The following is a 16,241-nucleotide window of genomic DNA, read 5'->3' on the forward strand; positions in this document are numbered from 1 at the left end:
GGCAATGACCACACACACACATACAAAAACACCTCTTGTCTCTAAGGAGATGGTGGTTCCCTTTATTTTGCTTGTACTTTGCTTTGCAGCATGGGGTGCTGCAGCAAATATGACTGATCCGTTAGTTAAAGTATTTAGTAAAATATTTACTATGTCTTCAGTGCAATCGGCACTTGTACAGTTTAGCTACTATGGCGCCTACTTTTGTTTAGCCATTCCTGCCGCTTATATAAATAAACGCTTTTCTTACAAAACGGGAGTATTGACAGGCTTAGGCATGGCTGCGATGGGGGCATTTATGTTTTATCCCGCAAGCCAAGCAATGACTTACGGCTTTTTTTTAGCCGCTTTATTTGTGTTAGCTGGTGGTCTATCTATTTTAGAAACTTCAGCAAACCCCTATGTGATGGGAATGGGAAATCAGCAAAGTGCAACCCGTAGATTAAATTTAGCGCAATCTTTCAATCCTGTTGGTACTAATATCGGTGTGTTTTTAGCCGCAACCCTTATTTTACCTAGCCTAAATATAGCTTCCTCAGATGAGCGTGCAGCTATGAGCGCTGAGCAACTAACTCAGGTAATAAAAGCAGAACTAGATGCGGTTATGGTGCCTTATGTGGGTATGGCTTGCGTACTTGTGCTTATTTGGCTGGCAATTGCATTTACTAAAACACCTAACTTTTGCAAGCAAAAAAAGGTATCTAAGCATGTCGATTTTCGTGCAACCTTTAAACGATTATTTAAAAATACACATTATCGCTTTGGCGTTATTGCGCAGTTTTTTAATGTTGCAGCGCAAACCTGTGTATGGACCTTTACCATTCAATACGTTATGGAAGCACTTGATACAAACGAAGTGACCGGTGGAACGTTTTTGCAATACAGTATGATCACTTTTCTGTTCTCTCGGTTTGTGATGACATGGCTTATGGGATTTATTAGACCAGCAAAACTATTAATGGCAACCTCTGTAATTGCGACGCTACTATGTTTATATATGGTGCAAATGCCAACTATAAGTGGCGTTTGGGCTTTAGTTTGTATATCGGCTTGTTTATCGTTAATGTTTCCCACTATTTACGCAATTTCATTACATGGTTTAGGCGATGATGCAAAGTTAGGTGCTGCCGGATTAGTAATGGCTATTTTAGGTGGAGCGATAGTACCCGTGGTACAGGCTGTATTTATTGATACCTTCAGTGTCGCTTTTTCTTATATTGTGCCAGCAGGCTGTTTTATTATTGTGGCTGGTTATGCAGCATTTGATTTAAAAACAAAAATTAGAACATTTAATAATGTTGCACCTTGCTAAAATGTACAAAACCGAGTCTTAAAGGCTCGGTTTTGTGTGCTACAACTTTTATTCTCACCACCGCTATTCTTTAAGCATTATTAACTGCTTAACGGCCAATCTGCGGCATCTAACGAGTCTATGGCGTGTACCTCATCACCTTGCCAGTGATTAATAAATTGATTATTAGCATCGTAGGTTTGAGTTTGCTTTACTAAATTGAAATGCCTACCCGAACGAGGATCCGCGCCAACACCTGCAAGGTATTGCCAATTTCCCCAATTAGATGCCACGTCGTAATCAATCAGTTGTTGTTCAAAATAAGCAGCGCCAAAGCGCCAATCTAGCTTGAGCTCGTTTACCAAGCAGCTTGCAACTAATTGCCGGCCACGATTTGACATATAGCCGGTTTTATTCAGCTGTTTCATACATGCATTGACAATGGGATACGGTGTTGTGCCTGTGCACCATTGCTTAAATCGCTGTGGGTAAAAACTGGTTAGTGGCTTACGCTTTGTAATTCCGGCAAAAGAAAATAACTTATTGCCATAACGCAGGCTGTATAGTTGAAAGTATTCACGCCACAGTAATTCAAAATAAATCCAGTAAGTTGAGTCGTTTGCGCCATGAATGTGCTCATAATTACGCAAAGCGTTGACTATTTGCCGAGCACTAATGCAGCCATTAGCAAGCCAAGGAGAAAACTTGGTTGAGTTTTCAATACCAGCTAAAGCGTTGCGAGTTTCTTTGTAGGTAGATGGATTAGCACTTGAAAAGTAATCAGCTAGATGATCAGTCGCACTTTGTTCACCACCTGCGAATAACGTTCGTTCTTTACTGACATTAGGCAATGTAGTTGGCCAAGGCATTGGAGCAATTAAAGGTCTGGCTATGTACACTGGAGGATCTAAAAGTGTATTTATAGTGGGCGTTGTTTGCTCAATTAGCTTTCTGAATTGGCTAAATGTTGCTGGCAGTTCATTAATAGTAAAAGGAAGTTGCTGGTTGTCATATAAGGTAAATGTATTAGCTTGTTTAATAACAAGATCACCATGATTTTTCGCTACATTGAGTAGCGTTTGCTGCTCATCGTAACCAATTTGTTCACTGCAATATAGAGTACGCACGTTGTGATGGTGATAATAATGTTCAATCACCTCATGAGCAGCTTGATGGTAGATCACTAAATGTTGCCCATAGTCTTTCAGAGTATTGTTTAACTGTTGTAAAGATTGCGCTAAAAACTGCCAGCGATGTTGTCCCATTGATTGGCAATCATGGTGATTGCTTTTAAACCATTGAGGGTCAACACAATATATAAAGCTAAGTGCTGTATCTTGCTTTGCAGCAAGAGAGATTAGTGCGTTATCGCTTAGTCGTAAATCGTTAGTAAACCAGTACAAAGAGTGTGTCATAGTAATAAAGCGTTTTTTTCATTTACTTTGTCTTTAATACGTAACAAAGTGAAAAGGCGTTTAGTTTAATGAGTTTAAATTTAATGAGGTGATGATGTATTTTGATTTAACTGATCCTGACGAGCAAAAAGGGGCATACAGTAAATTGGTTGGTGGGATCACGCCAAGGCCTATCGCATGGATAAGCACGTTAAGTAGTGATGGCGTGGCGAATATTGCGCCGTATTCATTTTTTACCGTGGCAAGTGTAAACCCGCCAGTGTTGAGTGTGACTCAGGTAAATCCAGCTGAGAATCAAAACAAGGATACCTTAAACAATTTACTGGCCACAAAAGAGTGCGTTATCAATGTGGTCAGTCATAATCTGGTGGAGCAAATGAATCAAAGTTGCGGTAATTTTTCTTCGCAAACTAGTGAATTTACGGCTGTGGGGATCGCATCATGTGCAAGTCAATCAGTAACTCCATTGGGGGTGGCAGCAGCTAAGGTTCGTTATGAATGTAGCTTACGTGACGTGGTCACTATTTCTGAACAAGCAGGTGGCGGGCAAATGATGTTATTAAATGTAGTTGGTATTTATATTGATGAAAGTGTACTTGTTAACGGCTATATTGACCCAAGAGCTTTAAATACCGTTGGTAAAATGGGCGGAGATTACTTTACGACAACGCATGATTTATTTAGCTTGGCTAGGCCAGAGATTTAGCTGAAATTTTACGTTATTTTATGTTTATACCTTTTACGTATAGTAAAAACCGTGCAGTAAAAAGCCAAGTAATAATTACTTGGCTTATATACGGTTAATTTTTTAGCTTAGTTGAGTGCCATAGTGAGAGATATCTCAGCATTCATTAATTTTGAGATAGGGCAGCCTTGTTTGGTTTGCTCGCACAGTTTTTTAAATTCTGATTCAGCAATACCGGCAATTTTTGCCTCTACACTTAAGGCTATATGACTAACCTCAAAGCCATCATCCACTTCATCTAAACTAACCACTGCACTGGTGGTGATATCATCAGCAACGTAATTTGCTTCAGTTAACGCAAGTGATAGCGCCATACTAAAGCAAGCACTGTGCGCCGCAGCTATTAGTTCTTCTGGGTTAGTGCCCGCTTTATCTTCAAAGCGCGTATTAAAACCATAGGGCTGATTATCTAAAGCGCCGCTTTCGGTGCTAATTTGACCTTTACCAGATTTAATATCGCCAGACCAATGTGATTGTGCAGATTTCTTAATCGTCATACTCATCTCCTTTGTAATAATTTCGCTAACTGTGAAAAGATTTCACCTTTGCATAGCGAAATGGGCGGTTTATAGAGAGTGTTGCAACATAAGCACCAAGTTTACAAAAGTATTGAATGTTGAGTTACACGGATCCACTGACGATAAGAATGTGTAATAAATGAAATCAGCATGGCTAACTAAAAAGCGGTCCTTACTGACCGCTTGTTTATCAAAAAATTAAAGTGCCGATACGTAATCTGAAATTTCTTTACTAGCTGCGTTTTTGCTGTCATCACCACCTGGCATATTTAGGCCTTCAGCATAAATAAAGTCCACATCGTTGATACCTAAAAATGCAAAAAAGTCTTTTAGATACTTAGTTTGCGTATCCATATCAGTACCTAAGTACATACCGCCACGAGCAGCAAGAATAACTACTTTAGTGTTTTCAACTAACCCAACTGGGCCTGTTTCAGTGTATTTAAACGTAATGCCAGCGCGAGCAACACGATCGATCCACGCTTTTAATGTAGATGGAATACCAAAGTTATACATAGGGACGCCCATCACGATGAGCTTATTATTTTGCAGCTCAGTGACCAACTCATCAGAAATAGCAGCCAGTTTGTTTTGCTCATCGCTGCGTTGTGAAGGCTCTGTCATCCATGCGCCCATTTCAGCTTGAGTTAGGTGTGGTAATGAGTTTTCGGCAACATCACGACGAGTCACTGTAATGTCAGTTTTTTGTGTAAGCTCAGCAATGAACTGCTCACTAAGCTGATGTGAATTACCGTTTTCACCGTTGAGTGATGAGTTGATTAATAATACGTTCTTCATAGCCGTTCCTTTAATTGTAAATTACTAATAAGAGCATATCCTTTTATATTACAAATTAACAATGCAATTTAATGGCTTAACCATTCGATTTAAGAGAATGTTTTAGTTTGCTGCTGAGTGGTTTTTGGTTATCAAATTGCGCTGTTGTTTTGCTACGACTGAAATGATGGCGATTACACTCTGCGATATTTGTTTGTCGTCGCCTTTTACTATTCTCTAAGTTAGCATCGAGATGGCCCCTTAAGCTTGCTACGTATATAAAGGTTAAAAAAATGTAATTGTAACTTTATTAATTATTTAAATAAGATTAAGCTCAAGGCACTAATACAATAAGCAATAACAACAATAAAAAGGAAGTTTAGTGATTGATATAATTAAACATACACCGCTGTGGGTGTTCGCGTTATTTGCCGGCCTGATTGTGCTTGGTGTCAAACAAACCCGAGCAAGAGAGGTCACGTTACGCAGTGTTTGTGTGTTACCTGTCGCAATGGCTGGCCTGTCAGTTTTTGGGGTGTACTCCGCATTTTCTGGTGTAATTGCATTAGCAGTTTGGTTTGTGTGTTTAGTACTTGGTTGGGGAGTCGCTCGTCAATTCGGTTTGCCAAAGGGAGTGCGCTACATAAGTGAGCAGCATGTGTTTCATATACCTGGTAGCAAAGTACCATTTATACTAATAATGGCCATTTTCTTTACTAAATATTGTGTTGGAGTGATGTTGGCAATACAACTAGCAGTTACGCAAAGTACAGAATTTATGGTTATTGTCAGCGCGATTTACGGTATTTTAAGTGGCATATTCTTAGCTCGCGGCTTACAGATCCTGCAGGCGAGAAATAACCAAATAGATTTACAGCCAGCATAAGTAACAGCGCGGTTAGTCATACTAATCGCGCTGTTAGGTTTTCGTTAAAAGTCGCTTTTACTGTGGCGCTCGGCTAGTTGCTCATCTTCTGGGCCCCAAGTCCGGTTAACTCTGCGACCACGCTTTACTGCAGGGCGGCGTTCAATCTGTTTTGCCCAGCGCATCACGTGGGTATATGATTCAACATCTAAAAACTCGGCGGCGTCGTATAAATATCCCAATACCAGCGAGCCATACCATGGCCAAATAGCAATATCTGCGATTGAATAGTCACTACCAGCCATGTAATCATGATCACTTAAATGGCGGTTTAATACATCTAGCTGGCGTTTAACTTCCATCGTAAATCGGTCAATAGGATATTGCATTTTGTGTGGTGCATAGGCATAGAAATGACCAAAACCACCGCCTAAATAAGGTGCTGATCCCATTTGCCAAAATAACCAGTTACGGCATTCGGTTTTACTGGTGTGGTCGCTTGGCACTAGCGCATCAAACTTCTCTGCTAAGTATTGTAAAATAGCACCTGATTCAAACACCCGCGTTATAGGGGTCGTACTGTGATCCATCAGCGCTGGAATTTTTGAATTAGGGTTAACACCCACAAAGCCTGAGCCAAATTGATCGCCATCGCCGATTTTAATTAAAAACGCATCATATTCGGCTTCAGTGATACCAAGCTCTAATAGTTCTTCAAGCATGATGGTGACTTTTTGGCCATTAGGGGTTGCCAGTGAGTAAAGCTGAAGAGGGTGCTCACCAACGGGTAAATCTTGCTGGTGCGTAGCGCCTGCAATTGGTCGATTTATTTTTGCCCAGTCACCGCCACTTTCCGCGTCCCACAGCCATACTTTAGGCGGGGTATAGTTTTCGCTGTTACTCATCAAAACTCCTTAAACGTTGGTTACTTTAATTAAGGTTACGAACAACCCATCCTAGTTGATCATTTAGAGCAAGGGAAGCAAAGATAACTTTCATTGGTAATATGAAGATCATTTAGATGAGGTCATGGATGGCCTTATCCACGAGGGTATAAAGCGCTAACCGAAATAGAGAAAGCGCAAATTTATTTAATCCGAGATAATGACGGTTAATATTTTATCTTTAACCTTGCTAACTTTAAAGCTTGTAACTTGCGCTTTTCTTATCTTGTTTTGCTAAATAATAGCCAATAAGAATACCAGCGAGTGCGCCAAACAGGTGGCTTTCAAATGACACATGGGGACGCTGTGGCAAAACACCCCAAATTAAACCACTATATAAAAATACCACCGCGACACTAATAGCAATGGCCTTAAATGACCGATGCATAATGCCGTAGCAAATTAAAAAGCCCCACAAGCCATAAAGTACACCGCTCAGGCCAACGTGAATATTAGCGCGACCAAATAGCCAAACCAGTAATCCTCCAACCACAGCAGTAAAGATAAATACAGCCCAAAACCGTTTGACGCTATATTGGCAGACTAGCCAGCCAAGCACTGCAAATGGGATTAAGTTACTAAGCAAATGTGCCCAGCCGCCATGTAAAAAAGGCGCGAAAAAAATACCCGTTAAGCCACTTAGACTGCGAGGGTAAATACCTAATCCATTTAAGTTAACGCCTGGTAAGCTATTAATAATTTGCAGTAAAACACACAATAAAATAATACCAATAAGCGTAAAGCGTTTACTGACTAGAGGAGGAATGCTCAAAGAGCTTTTTGGGTTTGCCATACATCACTTAATTTTAAATATGTTTGACTGAGTATACCTATCCTGATGCTTAATTGAAAAGCCTTGCTGGGTTAAGCAAGGCTTTAGTTACAATATTAAAGAATTAGCCTAATTGGGTCAGCAGTTTTTGCGCTGCAAGCTCAGAGCTGGCAGGATTTTGACCGGTGATCAATAAGCCATCGACTAATGCGAGCACACCCCAATCATCCGTTTTTTGGTAATCACCGCCTTTTTTGATCAGCTCATCTTCTACCAACAATGGAACAATGTCAGTAAGTTGCACTGCGGCTTCTTCACTGTTGCTAAAGCCAGTTACTTTCTTACCTGCAACCAATGCACTGCCATCTGAATTTTTAGCATTTAAAAACACGGCACTTGCGTGGCAAACAGCTGCAACAGGTTTTTCTGTTTTGATAAAGTCTTCAATCAATGAAATTGAGTCTGTATTGTCAACTAAGTCCCATAATGGGCCATGACCGCCTGGGTAAAATACGGCGTCAAAGTCGCTGGCATTTACATCACCAAGCGCTTTTGTATTGGCCATCAATGTTTGTGCTGCACTGTCGTTATCAAAACGTTTTGTAGCATCTGTTGCGGCATCAGGTGCGGCGCTATTTGGATCAATCGGTGGTTGCCCGCCTTTTACTGATGCGAGTGTAACCTCAGCACCGGCATCAATAAATGCATAATAAGGAGCCGCAAATTCTTCGACCCAAAAGCCCGTTTTATGACCGGTATTGCCAAGCTCTGCATGAGAGGTAAGAACCATAAGTATTTTTTTAGCCATAACCATATTCCTTCTGATGATTTAAATTTTTAATTTATCTTACTAACTACTATATGCACTAAGGTTACTTTAAACAACGATGATAAATTCAACTTTATTGGTTTAATAATTGATACAATAAAGTAAGTCAGTATAGGAGATCTTATGAAGGTATCGTTTGAGCAACTCAAAAGTATGGTGGTATTTGCACAAATTGTAGAGCAGGGCAGTTTAACGGCGGCCGCCAAACAATTGGGGTTTACTCGTGCAGTGGCAAGTTATCACTTAAAAAAATTAGAAACCCAACTGGAAGTGACGCTGCTTAATCGTTCAACGCGAACTATGGCTCTGACCGAAGCGGGGATTGCTTATTATGAGCGCTGCAGAATTATTACTGAGCAAGCTAATGCGGCTAAACAGCAAATAGAAAATATAAAAAGCGAACCACAAGGCTTACTTAAAATTAGCTGCCCGGTGAATGTCGGTATGCAGTTGGTTGTGCCTGCAATCAATGATTTTAAACGTCAGTATCCCAAAATCGATATTGATTTACAGTTAAGTGACGAAGTGATTGATATTATTAAAAATGGCTTTGATTTTGCGATTCGCGGTGTGGCGCTTAGTGACTCCAATTTACAAGCGACTAAACTCACTACGATGAGTACCTGTATTTGTGGCTCGCCAGATTATTTTGCCCATTACGGTAAACCTAAAACTCCAGCGCAATTAAGCGAACATCAATGGGTGGTGTATCAGCTCGGCAGTAAAACATTAACGCTACAAAAAGATGGTAAAAAGCATAACTTAACTATGCAAGGTGGTTTAAGGACTAATAACGCTGCGGCGCGAACTGCTTTTGTTGAAGCAGGCCATGGTATCGGGCGTATTCCACTTTACGATGCATGGCCAAAAGTTCAAGCTGGGCTATTGGAAATTGTACTCGATGACTATAAAAGTAAAGATATAGAACTTTACGGCGTATTTCCACCCGGCGGCGCCGATTCTAAGAAGCTGCGCTTATTTATCGATTATTTAAAAGATTATTTTATAAAAAGGCATACCGCATTGGGTATGCTTAAAAATGTCTAATTTATGGCTTACAAAGTACGGTTAAATAATGCAACGGCTTGCTGGTACATGGTGATTGCTAGTGCGCCGTCGTATCGCTCACCCTCATCACGCATAAAGGCATGTTGGGCGTTAACTTCTTGCCATTGGTAATTAATACCCATACTAACAGCTTGTTGATAAATTTTGTCGCGACCTTGTTGTGGCACATGGGGGTCTTGCTTTCCCCAAATAAAGTGAATCTCACCTTGTATATCAGCCATGCGTTCAAACGAGTTATTACCGGCTTGTGCGGGGAGTGTATCGCTATGAATGTCGGTGGCATATAAGCAAAATGCGGCTTTTATGTGTGTGTTTAATGCGGCTCTATAAGCTAAGTGACCGCCAATACAGACACCCATAGTACCTACAGAGCCGGTGCAATAATCTTGTGTTTGTACAAAGTCGAGCAACGCTTGGGTATCGCTATCGTGGGATTCAAGTGATTTTGCCCACTTATCGTTATTACCTTTATCTTTACCCGCATCATCATAAGCAAGCACTGTCCCGATAGGGTTTAGCTCATGAAACACTTCTGGCACAAGTACTACAAAACCATGGCTTGCTAAAAGTGCAGCGCTGCGAGCAATAGGCGCGGTTTGCTGAAATATTTCAGAATAAAAAATAATCGCGGGAAATTGCCCTGACATTTCGGGGCGGTAAACCGTGGTGCGCATTAAACCTGTTGGGGTAGGCAAGTCTGCATGGTGGTGTTGGATGATCATAAAAGCGCTCAGTTAAATAATATAAAATATATGGTAACTGAGCGCGATAAAATAAACACGCCTTAAAGTTTAAATACTTGCAGGCATTTTATTACAGCTAGCATAGTAACTTACGGTTGCTGGCCAATCGGAAAATATCCCCATGACCCCCACTTCTTGTGCTAAAACATCAACCACAGTTAACATGTCGCCATCGTTATCTATAACATCACTAATAGATTGATAATAATAACCGCCGCCTTCATTTAGAGGGCCAGAGCGTTCAAGGCTCCATGCAATAATATTAAGCCCTGCGGCCTTAGCATCTATAGCGTACTGTGAGGGTACAATATTACTGTCGTTATCTATGGTTAGCAGCATCCAAATAGGGGGCGCTATAATTTTAACGCCATCAGTAGCTAGCTCTGCCATGCTTGGCTGCCATGTTGCTGCGTTATTAGGATCAAACCCTGCATTGCTGTCGCGACCATCCAAATACACACTTTGCGCTGCAAATTCAGGATTAGTGCTAATCCAATATTCTACGTCGGCTAGGTTAAATGATTGCGGATAAACATGGTTTGCGGGTACGTCCATTTGCGTGTATTCATCCAGCATTTTTTGTGCATATTGCGCTTGAGTCATACCATTAAAAGGCATGCTCACTTGAGGCGATTTCAGCTCTGGGGTCATTTTTACACCCAGCTCTTTAAATAGCGCAATACTTTGTTTATGGGTCATGAGTGTACCTGAGGTGGCGTATAAATCAGTGCGCCAACTCGGTGTTCCATTCATATAATCGTTAACATTGGTGGCATTGGTGTTCGCGCCATCCATTTTACCCTCAAGGGTTAAAAATTCCGCCAGGCTAATATCGCTGGTGCAACATTTAGCTGCAGCGGGTGTACCACTGTTAGGATCCGCTGGCGTAAATGGCACGCTGCATTTAGCGGCAAGTTCTGGGATCGCTAAAATATTAGTGGTGGTATGTAAATCGCATTGTGAATGGCGGCATACCAGCTCTTTATCATTTGTAAACGTCACATCGCACTCGACAATGCCAGCGCCCATACGAGCTGCTGCAATGTAAGATTCTTTAGTGTGCTCTGGGTATTGCATAGGTGCACCGCGGTGACCAATTGAAAAATCAGTACGATAAAAAGGGCCGTCTTTGCACGATTCTAATTTTGTTTTTAGTGCGCTGGTGGCCATATCGTCAATTAAGTAGTCGGGGCGAGCACCGAGTTGAATATTCGTACCTTGCGCTACTTCAACAATAACCGGGGTAGGAACTTTAACAATTTCAACCTCAGTGTTGGTAACAACCACTTCTTTTTCGACTATTTCTACATCGTCATCGCAGCCAGCTAGTGTAATTAATAATAAACAACTAGTCAGTAAAGGTATGCGCTTCATTATTTGTCCTTAAAAATCAAAGTGGACGCTACCTTACTAATTATTAGTGACAGTTTAACTACAGAGTAATTAATTTACTCTTTTAGCCATTATTTGGTTTACCACTAAGGCAAATAGCATAACCCCCGCGCCAATACTTAATCTGAGTATGTCCGCGTCTCTATTCCAAATAAGTACATTAACAACAATGCCTGCAGGAATAAGCAAGTTGTTCATCACCGCCAGTGCGCCCACATTGACAAGCGTGGCGCCTTTATTCCACATAAAATAGCCAACACCAGATGCCACAACTCCTAAATAAATCAATATGCCCCATTGTGTTGAGGTGCTTGGTAATTTGTTTGAGTTACCAAATAAGACATAACAGCTACTTGCAACAATCAGTGCACCAATAAAAAACCAGCCAAATACAGTTTTATCATCAAGCTGCTTACCCAGCATTAAGCGTTTGTAGGTTACTTGTCCTACAGCAAAACTAATATTAGCGCCTTGTACCAGTAATAATCCGACTAAGAAGTTACTGTCTAAGTTTTCATAGCGAATAGTAATTGCACCCAGCACAGCAATAAAAGCGACTATAAAAAACTGTGGGTTAAAATACTTGTTGCACGCATCGTTTAATAACGTGATATAAAGCGGGGTCATTACGGTAAATAGCAGTACTTCAGGCACACTTAAGAACAAAAATGAGTGGTAATAAAAGCTATACATAATACCGAGTTGTACTGCGCCTATCAGCATGAGTTTGCAAGCAAGTGGGGGAGGTGTTCGTTTTAAAAACGGTAAAAATAGCAGTGTGGCTAGGGCTACGCGAATTAATACACTAAACCAAGCATCAACTTGACCTGCTAAATATACGCCAATTAAACTAAATGAAAACGCCCATAATAGAGTGACGGCAAATAAGTAGCCCATAGTGCTTACTCCAAACTAAAAGCGCGAGTGTATACTACAACGAGTATTAAAGGGAGTGGCTCAGTGAAGTAACCTGAGCCCGGTGATTAATTTACTGTTGTGAACTAACGAATTGCTTGGCATCTACTTTTAGCTGTTCAAGTGCTGCTTTATTGTAATAACGACTATGAGAAATAACCCCAGTGAGCTTTTGCGTGTTACGTACATCAATTAATGGGTTATCAGTTAAGAAAATGATATCGGCGGTTTTGCCTTCTGTAAGTTCTCCAAACTGCGCCGTTTTACCTAAAAACTTTGGTCCAGCAAGTGTTGCTGATTGCAATGTTTGTAATGGCGTTAAGCCATAATCACTAAAAATAGCCAGCTCTTGATGAAGAGATAAACCTGGGTAAATATACGAATTTAAAAATCCAGCGTCGGTCCCAGCAATAATTGATACGCCAGCCTGTTGTGCTAAAGGTAGTAATTGAGCTGTTTTAACAAAGCGTTCTTTACGTTGTTTGATTTGATCTTGGGTATCTTTATTGGCTCTGTCTACACGCCATTGGTAAGTGGCTTTAAGACCTTTACCTAAATAATTTAAAAACTCATCATCTTGATGGTTATCTTCATCAATATAAGCGGTGATTTGACCACCAATTAAAGTAGGTACTACGGCCGTGTTATTTTGAGCTAACACGGCGTATTTATTTAAAGCTGTTTGGTTATCAATATTTGCTGTAATAATTGGCAAAGCACTGCGGTAACTCAGTTCACCTGAAGCCACTTTTGCTGATATTTCAGGTTCATTAATTGCTGCGGCTTTTAACAAATAGGTCATATGCTCAATGGCATCTAACCCTGCATTTGATACATCTGTAACTGATAGCGAAAACGGAATATGACCAGATATTTGGTAGCCACGTTTTTTCACTTCTTTAACTGCTTTTAAATAAAGTTCAGGTGTTAATGCACTATCGGTGATTTTCACAAAATCCACATTCATAGCATCAAGCGTATCAATAGCAGCATTCATTTCCTCGACAGTTTCAACTTCTAAGTCGCCAGGCCAAATAGAGTCTTTACCTTCGAGTTTGGGCCCTGATGTATAAATGGTCGGGCCAACTAATTGGTTATTATTAATTTGCTCTCGCCAGCTTAAAACTGACTCACTTAAATCAGCAGCAGCATCACGTACTGTAGTAATGCCATACGCGAGGTAAAGTGGTAACAGGGCTTTGTTTTCGGCTATAAGCGCTTCACCGCCGCCAAAATGGACATGCATATCCCAAAGGCCTGGCATTAAAAATTGATCATTAGCATCAATGTAATTATCAGTAATATAGTTATTTTTTAGTGAGTTGTTAGCGCGCTTTATGATCACACCATCGCGAATAGCAAGGGATTGTTCAACGCTGAGTTGTCCGGTTGTTACGTCGATGATCGTCGCATTAGCGATCACTATATCGGCGTGCTCAGTTGGCTCTGTGGCACATGCAGTCAGTAGTAAGCAAGTTGAAAATAAAAGTATATTTTGCATTGTGTAACTCTAAATTTTTTATTTAGATTAGCATATATATCTTCTGTAAAGTGTTGATTTGAGTTAGAAGGTAACAAAGTTAGGATGAATAATGGCGATAAAAAAATGAGAGTCCATTACGGACTCCCATTATAATCATTTTGGTTTACTTAACTAAACCACGGCGCTTAAGTAGGGCGTCGGTAGTTGGCTTTTGACCACGGAACTCAATATAGCTTTGCATTAAGTCGCGGCTGTTACCTTTTGATAAAATCTCTTTGCGGAAGCTATCACCGTTGTCACGAGTTAAGCCGCCTTGCTTTGTCATATGTGCAAAGGCATCAGCTGCAAATACTTCAGTCCAAAGGTATGCATAGTAACCTGCTGAATAGCCACCAGCAAAGGTGTGGCTAAAGTAGCAAGACTTATAACGCGGTGGTACTGGGTAGTAAGCAATGCCGTGTTTCTCTAACGCATCATGCTCAAATTTTTGTACATCAGTTATTTTCTTATCAACACCAAATGAATGCCATTCCATATCAAGTAATGCTGCAGCTAAATACTCAGTGGTGCCAAAACCTTGATTGAAGTTTTGTGACTCAAGTACTTTGTCGAGTAATTCTTTAGGAATTGGCTCACCTGTTTTGTAATGCTTAGCGTAGTTAGCAAGTACAGTTGGTTCGATGTTCCAATCTTCGTTCGCTTGTGACGGGAATTCAACAAAGTCACGAGCTGTAGCAGTGCCAGCAAGGCTTGGGTATTTGACGTCTGAGAACAAACCGTGTGCCGCATGACCAAATTCATGGAACATAGTCGTAACTTCGTCAAAAGTCATCAGTGTTGGCTGACCATCTGCAGGTTTAGGAATGTTTTGCGCGTTATAAATTACAGGTTTTGTGCCTTTTAAGCTACTTTGGCTAACATATGCACTCATCCAAGCACCACCACGTTTACCCTCACGAGCATAAGGGTCCATGTAGAATAAACCAATAGAACTACCATCGGCGTTGAACACTTCAAACGCCATTACATCTTCGTGATAAAGTGGTAAATCTTTACGCTCTTTGAAAGTAATGCCGTACAGTTTTTCCATCGCAAAGAATAAACCGTTATGGATCACTGATTGCATTTCAAAGTATGGCTTAACTAAAGCAGGATCTAGGTCGTACTTAGCTTGGCGCACTTTTTCAGAATAGAATGCCCAGTCCCATGGTTGTACAGCAAACGTTTCGCCTGATGCATCAATTACTTTTTGAATTTCAGCAGCTTCAGCTTTTGCTTTATTTACGGCTTTTGGTGCCAAGTCATCTAATATGCCATAAACGTTTTCAGTGGTTTTAGCCATACGTGTGGTCATTACATATGAAGCCCAATCTTTATAGCCAAGTAGTGCTGCTTTTTGAGCGCGCAAATTGGTTTCTTTGATAATGATAGGGCCATTGGTATTTTGCGCACGAGTCGTTGATGCTTTAAAAATACGTTCACGTAACTTACGGTTTTCTAGGCTGCTGAGAATCGGCTGTTGCGTGGTGTTCACCAACGTGATCATGTAGCCTTCTTTACCTGCTTTTTTAGCGGCAGCGGCAAGGCTTGCTATTTCAGCGTCAGAAAGGCCAGCAAGTTCGCTTTTATCGGTTACTAATACAACGTCCTCTTTAAACGATTTTAATACGTTTTGCGAGAAGGCAGTTGATAACTTAGCAAGCTCTGCGTTGATTTCACGCATTTTGGCTTTTTGTGCTTCATCTAATTTTGCACCAGCGTTAACAAACTTAGTGTAGTAAAACTCAACTAAACGCTGATCTTCGGCATTTAACTTCGCTTTATTGCCATTAATGGTTTCAACACGTGAAAATAATGCTTTGTTAAGATAAATGTCATCAGAATGCGCAGATAACACTGGGGCCATTTTTGCTGCAATACGTTGATACTCATCATTAGAGATCAAACCAGATAAGTTATAGAAAGCGGTTGAAACGCGATCAAGCAATTCGCCAGATAGTTCTAATTCAACTAAGGTGTTTTTAAATGTAGCTGGAGCTGGGTTGTTAGCGATAGCCGTGATTTGCGCTTTTTGCTGCGCAATACCTGCATCAAATGCCGGTTCATAATCACTGGTACCAAATTTATCAAATTCTGGTGCCATATATTGTAATGGACTTGGTTTCATTAATACGTTGTCTACATTGGCTGTTTGTACTTGAGTCGTTTGCTCTTTTGTATCTGCATCGTTTTGCGAACTACAAGCAGATAATAATAATGCACTAGCAATTGTAGTTGCTATAAGGGTCTTACGCATGAGAACTCCATAAAATAGGTGAGCCTTGAAAAACAGGCGAGACATAAAACCCCCATAACTTAGCAAATTTTCATGTATATACAACTAAGTTTATCGGTTTAAGGTGGGGGTTGAGCGCAAAAAGCGTGTTTTTAGGTAAAAATAGTGCAAATCGAGAAATAGTAGCCTTAAACAGTAGGACGTATTAA

The 16,241-nt window shown here is 40.6% G+C and carries 15 protein-coding genes; 4 read left to right on the forward strand and 11 right to left on the reverse strand.

The window, feature by feature from the left end; all coding sequences use genetic code 11:
- Positions 1-4: 4 nt before the first annotated feature.
- Complete coding sequence (gene fucP, locus H5183_RS04740; protein ID WP_145237450.1) at positions 5-1,312, forward strand: L-fucose:H+ symporter permease; 1,308 nt, start codon at positions 5-7, stop codon at positions 1,310-1,312.
- An 80-nt stretch (positions 1,313-1,392) separates the two neighbouring features.
- Here the strand turns inward: fucP and H5183_RS04745 are convergent, their stop codons facing one another.
- Positions 1,393-2,706 carry a DASH family cryptochrome gene (locus tag H5183_RS04745; RefSeq protein ID WP_145237447.1) on the reverse strand — a complete coding sequence of 438 codons (1,314 nt, stop codon included), beginning with the start codon at positions 2,704-2,706 and terminating at the stop codon, positions 1,393-1,395.
- Between the two features lie 94 nt (positions 2,707-2,800).
- Between H5183_RS04745 and H5183_RS04750 the strand changes: the two genes are divergently transcribed.
- Positions 2,801-3,412 (forward strand): flavin reductase family protein, encoded by a 612-nt coding sequence (locus tag H5183_RS04750; RefSeq protein ID WP_145237753.1) that lies wholly within the window; start codon positions 2,801-2,803, stop codon positions 3,410-3,412.
- A gap of 107 nt (positions 3,413-3,519) precedes the next feature.
- On the opposite strand, the gene H5183_RS04755 is transcribed toward H5183_RS04750, so the two are convergent.
- Together H5183_RS04755 and H5183_RS04760 are read right to left on the reverse strand one after the other, a co-directional pair.
- Entirely contained in the window at positions 3,520-3,948 is a 429-nt protein-coding gene (locus H5183_RS04755) for an OsmC family protein (RefSeq protein WP_145237444.1), read from the reverse strand.
- A 219-nt stretch (positions 3,949-4,167) separates the two neighbouring features.
- The gene (locus tag H5183_RS04760; protein WP_182731070.1) at positions 4,168-4,767 is read right to left on the reverse strand and encodes an FMN-dependent NADH-azoreductase; all 600 of its coding nucleotides are present in this window, start codon (positions 4,765-4,767) and stop codon (positions 4,168-4,170) included.
- 361 nt (positions 4,768-5,128) lie between these two features.
- Here H5183_RS04760 and H5183_RS04765 point away from each other — a divergent pair, with 361 nt between their 5' ends.
- Complete coding sequence (locus H5183_RS04765; RefSeq protein WP_182731071.1) at positions 5,129-5,632, forward strand: DUF6622 family protein; 504 nt, start codon at positions 5,129-5,131, stop codon at positions 5,630-5,632.
- 44 nt (positions 5,633-5,676) lie between these two features.
- Here the strand turns inward: H5183_RS04765 and yghU are convergent, their stop codons facing one another.
- The 3 genes from yghU to H5183_RS04780 all read right to left on the reverse strand — a co-directional run bounded on the left by yghU (position 5,677) and on the right by H5183_RS04780 (position 8,135).
- On the reverse strand, positions 5,677-6,516 hold the full coding sequence (gene yghU / locus H5183_RS04770; protein ID WP_182731072.1) for a glutathione-dependent disulfide-bond oxidoreductase: 840 nt from the start codon (positions 6,514-6,516) through the stop codon (positions 5,677-5,679).
- A gap of 235 nt (positions 6,517-6,751) precedes the next feature.
- On the reverse strand, positions 6,752-7,348 hold the full coding sequence (locus tag H5183_RS04775) for a rhomboid family intramembrane serine protease (RefSeq protein WP_145237407.1): 597 nt from the start codon (positions 7,346-7,348) through the stop codon (positions 6,752-6,754).
- 103 nt (positions 7,349-7,451) lie between these two features.
- The gene (locus H5183_RS04780; RefSeq protein WP_149980845.1) at positions 7,452-8,135 is read right to left on the reverse strand and encodes a type 1 glutamine amidotransferase domain-containing protein; all 684 of its coding nucleotides are present in this window, start codon (positions 8,133-8,135) and stop codon (positions 7,452-7,454) included.
- 144 nt (positions 8,136-8,279) lie between these two features.
- Here H5183_RS04780 and H5183_RS04785 point away from each other — a divergent pair, with 144 nt between their 5' ends.
- Positions 8,280-9,203, forward strand: a complete 924-nt coding sequence (locus H5183_RS04785) for a LysR family transcriptional regulator (RefSeq protein WP_149980844.1) — start codon at positions 8,280-8,282, stop codon at positions 9,201-9,203.
- 8 nt (positions 9,204-9,211) lie between these two features.
- Here H5183_RS04785 and H5183_RS04790 read toward each other — a convergent pair whose 3' ends face one another.
- The 5 genes from H5183_RS04790 to H5183_RS04810 all read right to left on the reverse strand — a co-directional run bounded on the left by H5183_RS04790 (position 9,212) and on the right by H5183_RS04810 (position 16,053).
- Positions 9,212-9,946: a dienelactone hydrolase family protein gene (locus H5183_RS04790; protein ID WP_182731073.1), complete on the reverse strand. Its 735-nt coding sequence runs from the start codon at positions 9,944-9,946 to the stop codon at positions 9,212-9,214.
- Positions 9,947-10,015: 69 nt separating this feature from the next.
- A complete protein-coding gene (locus H5183_RS04795; RefSeq protein WP_145237395.1) occupies positions 10,016-11,341 on the reverse strand; it encodes a glycerophosphodiester phosphodiesterase family protein in 1,326 nt (441 codons plus the stop codon).
- A 69-nt stretch (positions 11,342-11,410) separates the two neighbouring features.
- Positions 11,411-12,256: a DMT family transporter gene (locus tag H5183_RS04800; RefSeq protein WP_145237392.1), complete on the reverse strand. Its 846-nt coding sequence runs from the start codon at positions 12,254-12,256 to the stop codon at positions 11,411-11,413.
- A 91-nt stretch (positions 12,257-12,347) separates the two neighbouring features.
- Positions 12,348-13,775 (reverse strand): amidohydrolase family protein, encoded by a 1,428-nt coding sequence (locus tag H5183_RS04805; protein WP_182731074.1) that lies wholly within the window; start codon positions 13,773-13,775, stop codon positions 12,348-12,350.
- Positions 13,776-13,920: 145 nt separating this feature from the next.
- Positions 13,921-16,053 carry a M3 family metallopeptidase gene (locus H5183_RS04810; protein ID WP_182731075.1) on the reverse strand — a complete coding sequence of 711 codons (2,133 nt, stop codon included), beginning with the start codon at positions 16,051-16,053 and terminating at the stop codon, positions 13,921-13,923.
- Positions 16,054-16,241 lie beyond the last annotated feature (188 nt).

This window comes from Pseudoalteromonas sp. SR44-8 (assembly GCF_014163635.1).
In the GTDB taxonomy this organism is placed as follows: domain Bacteria; phylum Pseudomonadota; class Gammaproteobacteria; order Enterobacterales; family Alteromonadaceae; genus Pseudoalteromonas; species Pseudoalteromonas rhizosphaerae.

Coding starts and splice junctions, on each gene's coding strand:
- H5183_RS04750 (WP_145237753.1), top strand. CDS start 2,801: ATGTATTTTGATTTAACTGATCCTGACGAGCAAAAAGGGGCATACAGT.
- H5183_RS04795 (WP_145237395.1), bottom strand. CDS start 11,341: ATGAAGCGCATACCTTTACTGACTAGTTGTTTATTATTAATTACACTA.
- H5183_RS04745 (WP_145237447.1), bottom strand. CDS start 2,706: ATGACACACTCTTTGTACTGGTTTACTAACGATTTACGACTAAGCGAT.
- H5183_RS04805 (WP_182731074.1), bottom strand. CDS start 13,775: ATGCAAAATATACTTTTATTTTCAACTTGCTTACTACTGACTGCATGT.
- H5183_RS04780 (WP_149980845.1), bottom strand. CDS start 8,135: ATGGCTAAAAAAATACTTATGGTTCTTACCTCTCATGCAGAGCTTGGC.
- H5183_RS04755 (WP_145237444.1), bottom strand. CDS start 3,948: ATGACGATTAAGAAATCTGCACAATCACATTGGTCTGGCGATATTAAA.
- H5183_RS04790 (WP_182731073.1), bottom strand. CDS start 9,946: ATGATCATCCAACACCACCATGCAGACTTGCCTACCCCAACAGGTTTA.
- H5183_RS04785 (WP_149980844.1), top strand. CDS start 8,280: ATGAAGGTATCGTTTGAGCAACTCAAAAGTATGGTGGTATTTGCACAA.
- H5183_RS04775 (WP_145237407.1), bottom strand. CDS start 7,348: ATGGCAAACCCAAAAAGCTCTTTGAGCATTCCTCCTCTAGTCAGTAAA.
- H5183_RS04760 (WP_182731070.1), bottom strand. CDS start 4,767: ATGAAGAACGTATTATTAATCAACTCATCACTCAACGGTGAAAACGGT.
- H5183_RS04800 (WP_145237392.1), bottom strand. CDS start 12,256: ATGGGCTACTTATTTGCCGTCACTCTATTATGGGCGTTTTCATTTAGT.
- fucP (WP_145237450.1), top strand. CDS start 5: ATGACCACACACACACATACAAAAACACCTCTTGTCTCTAAGGAGATG.
- H5183_RS04810 (WP_182731075.1), bottom strand. CDS start 16,053: ATGCGTAAGACCCTTATAGCAACTACAATTGCTAGTGCATTATTATTA.
- yghU (WP_182731072.1), bottom strand. CDS start 6,516: ATGAGTAACAGCGAAAACTATACCCCGCCTAAAGTATGGCTGTGGGAC.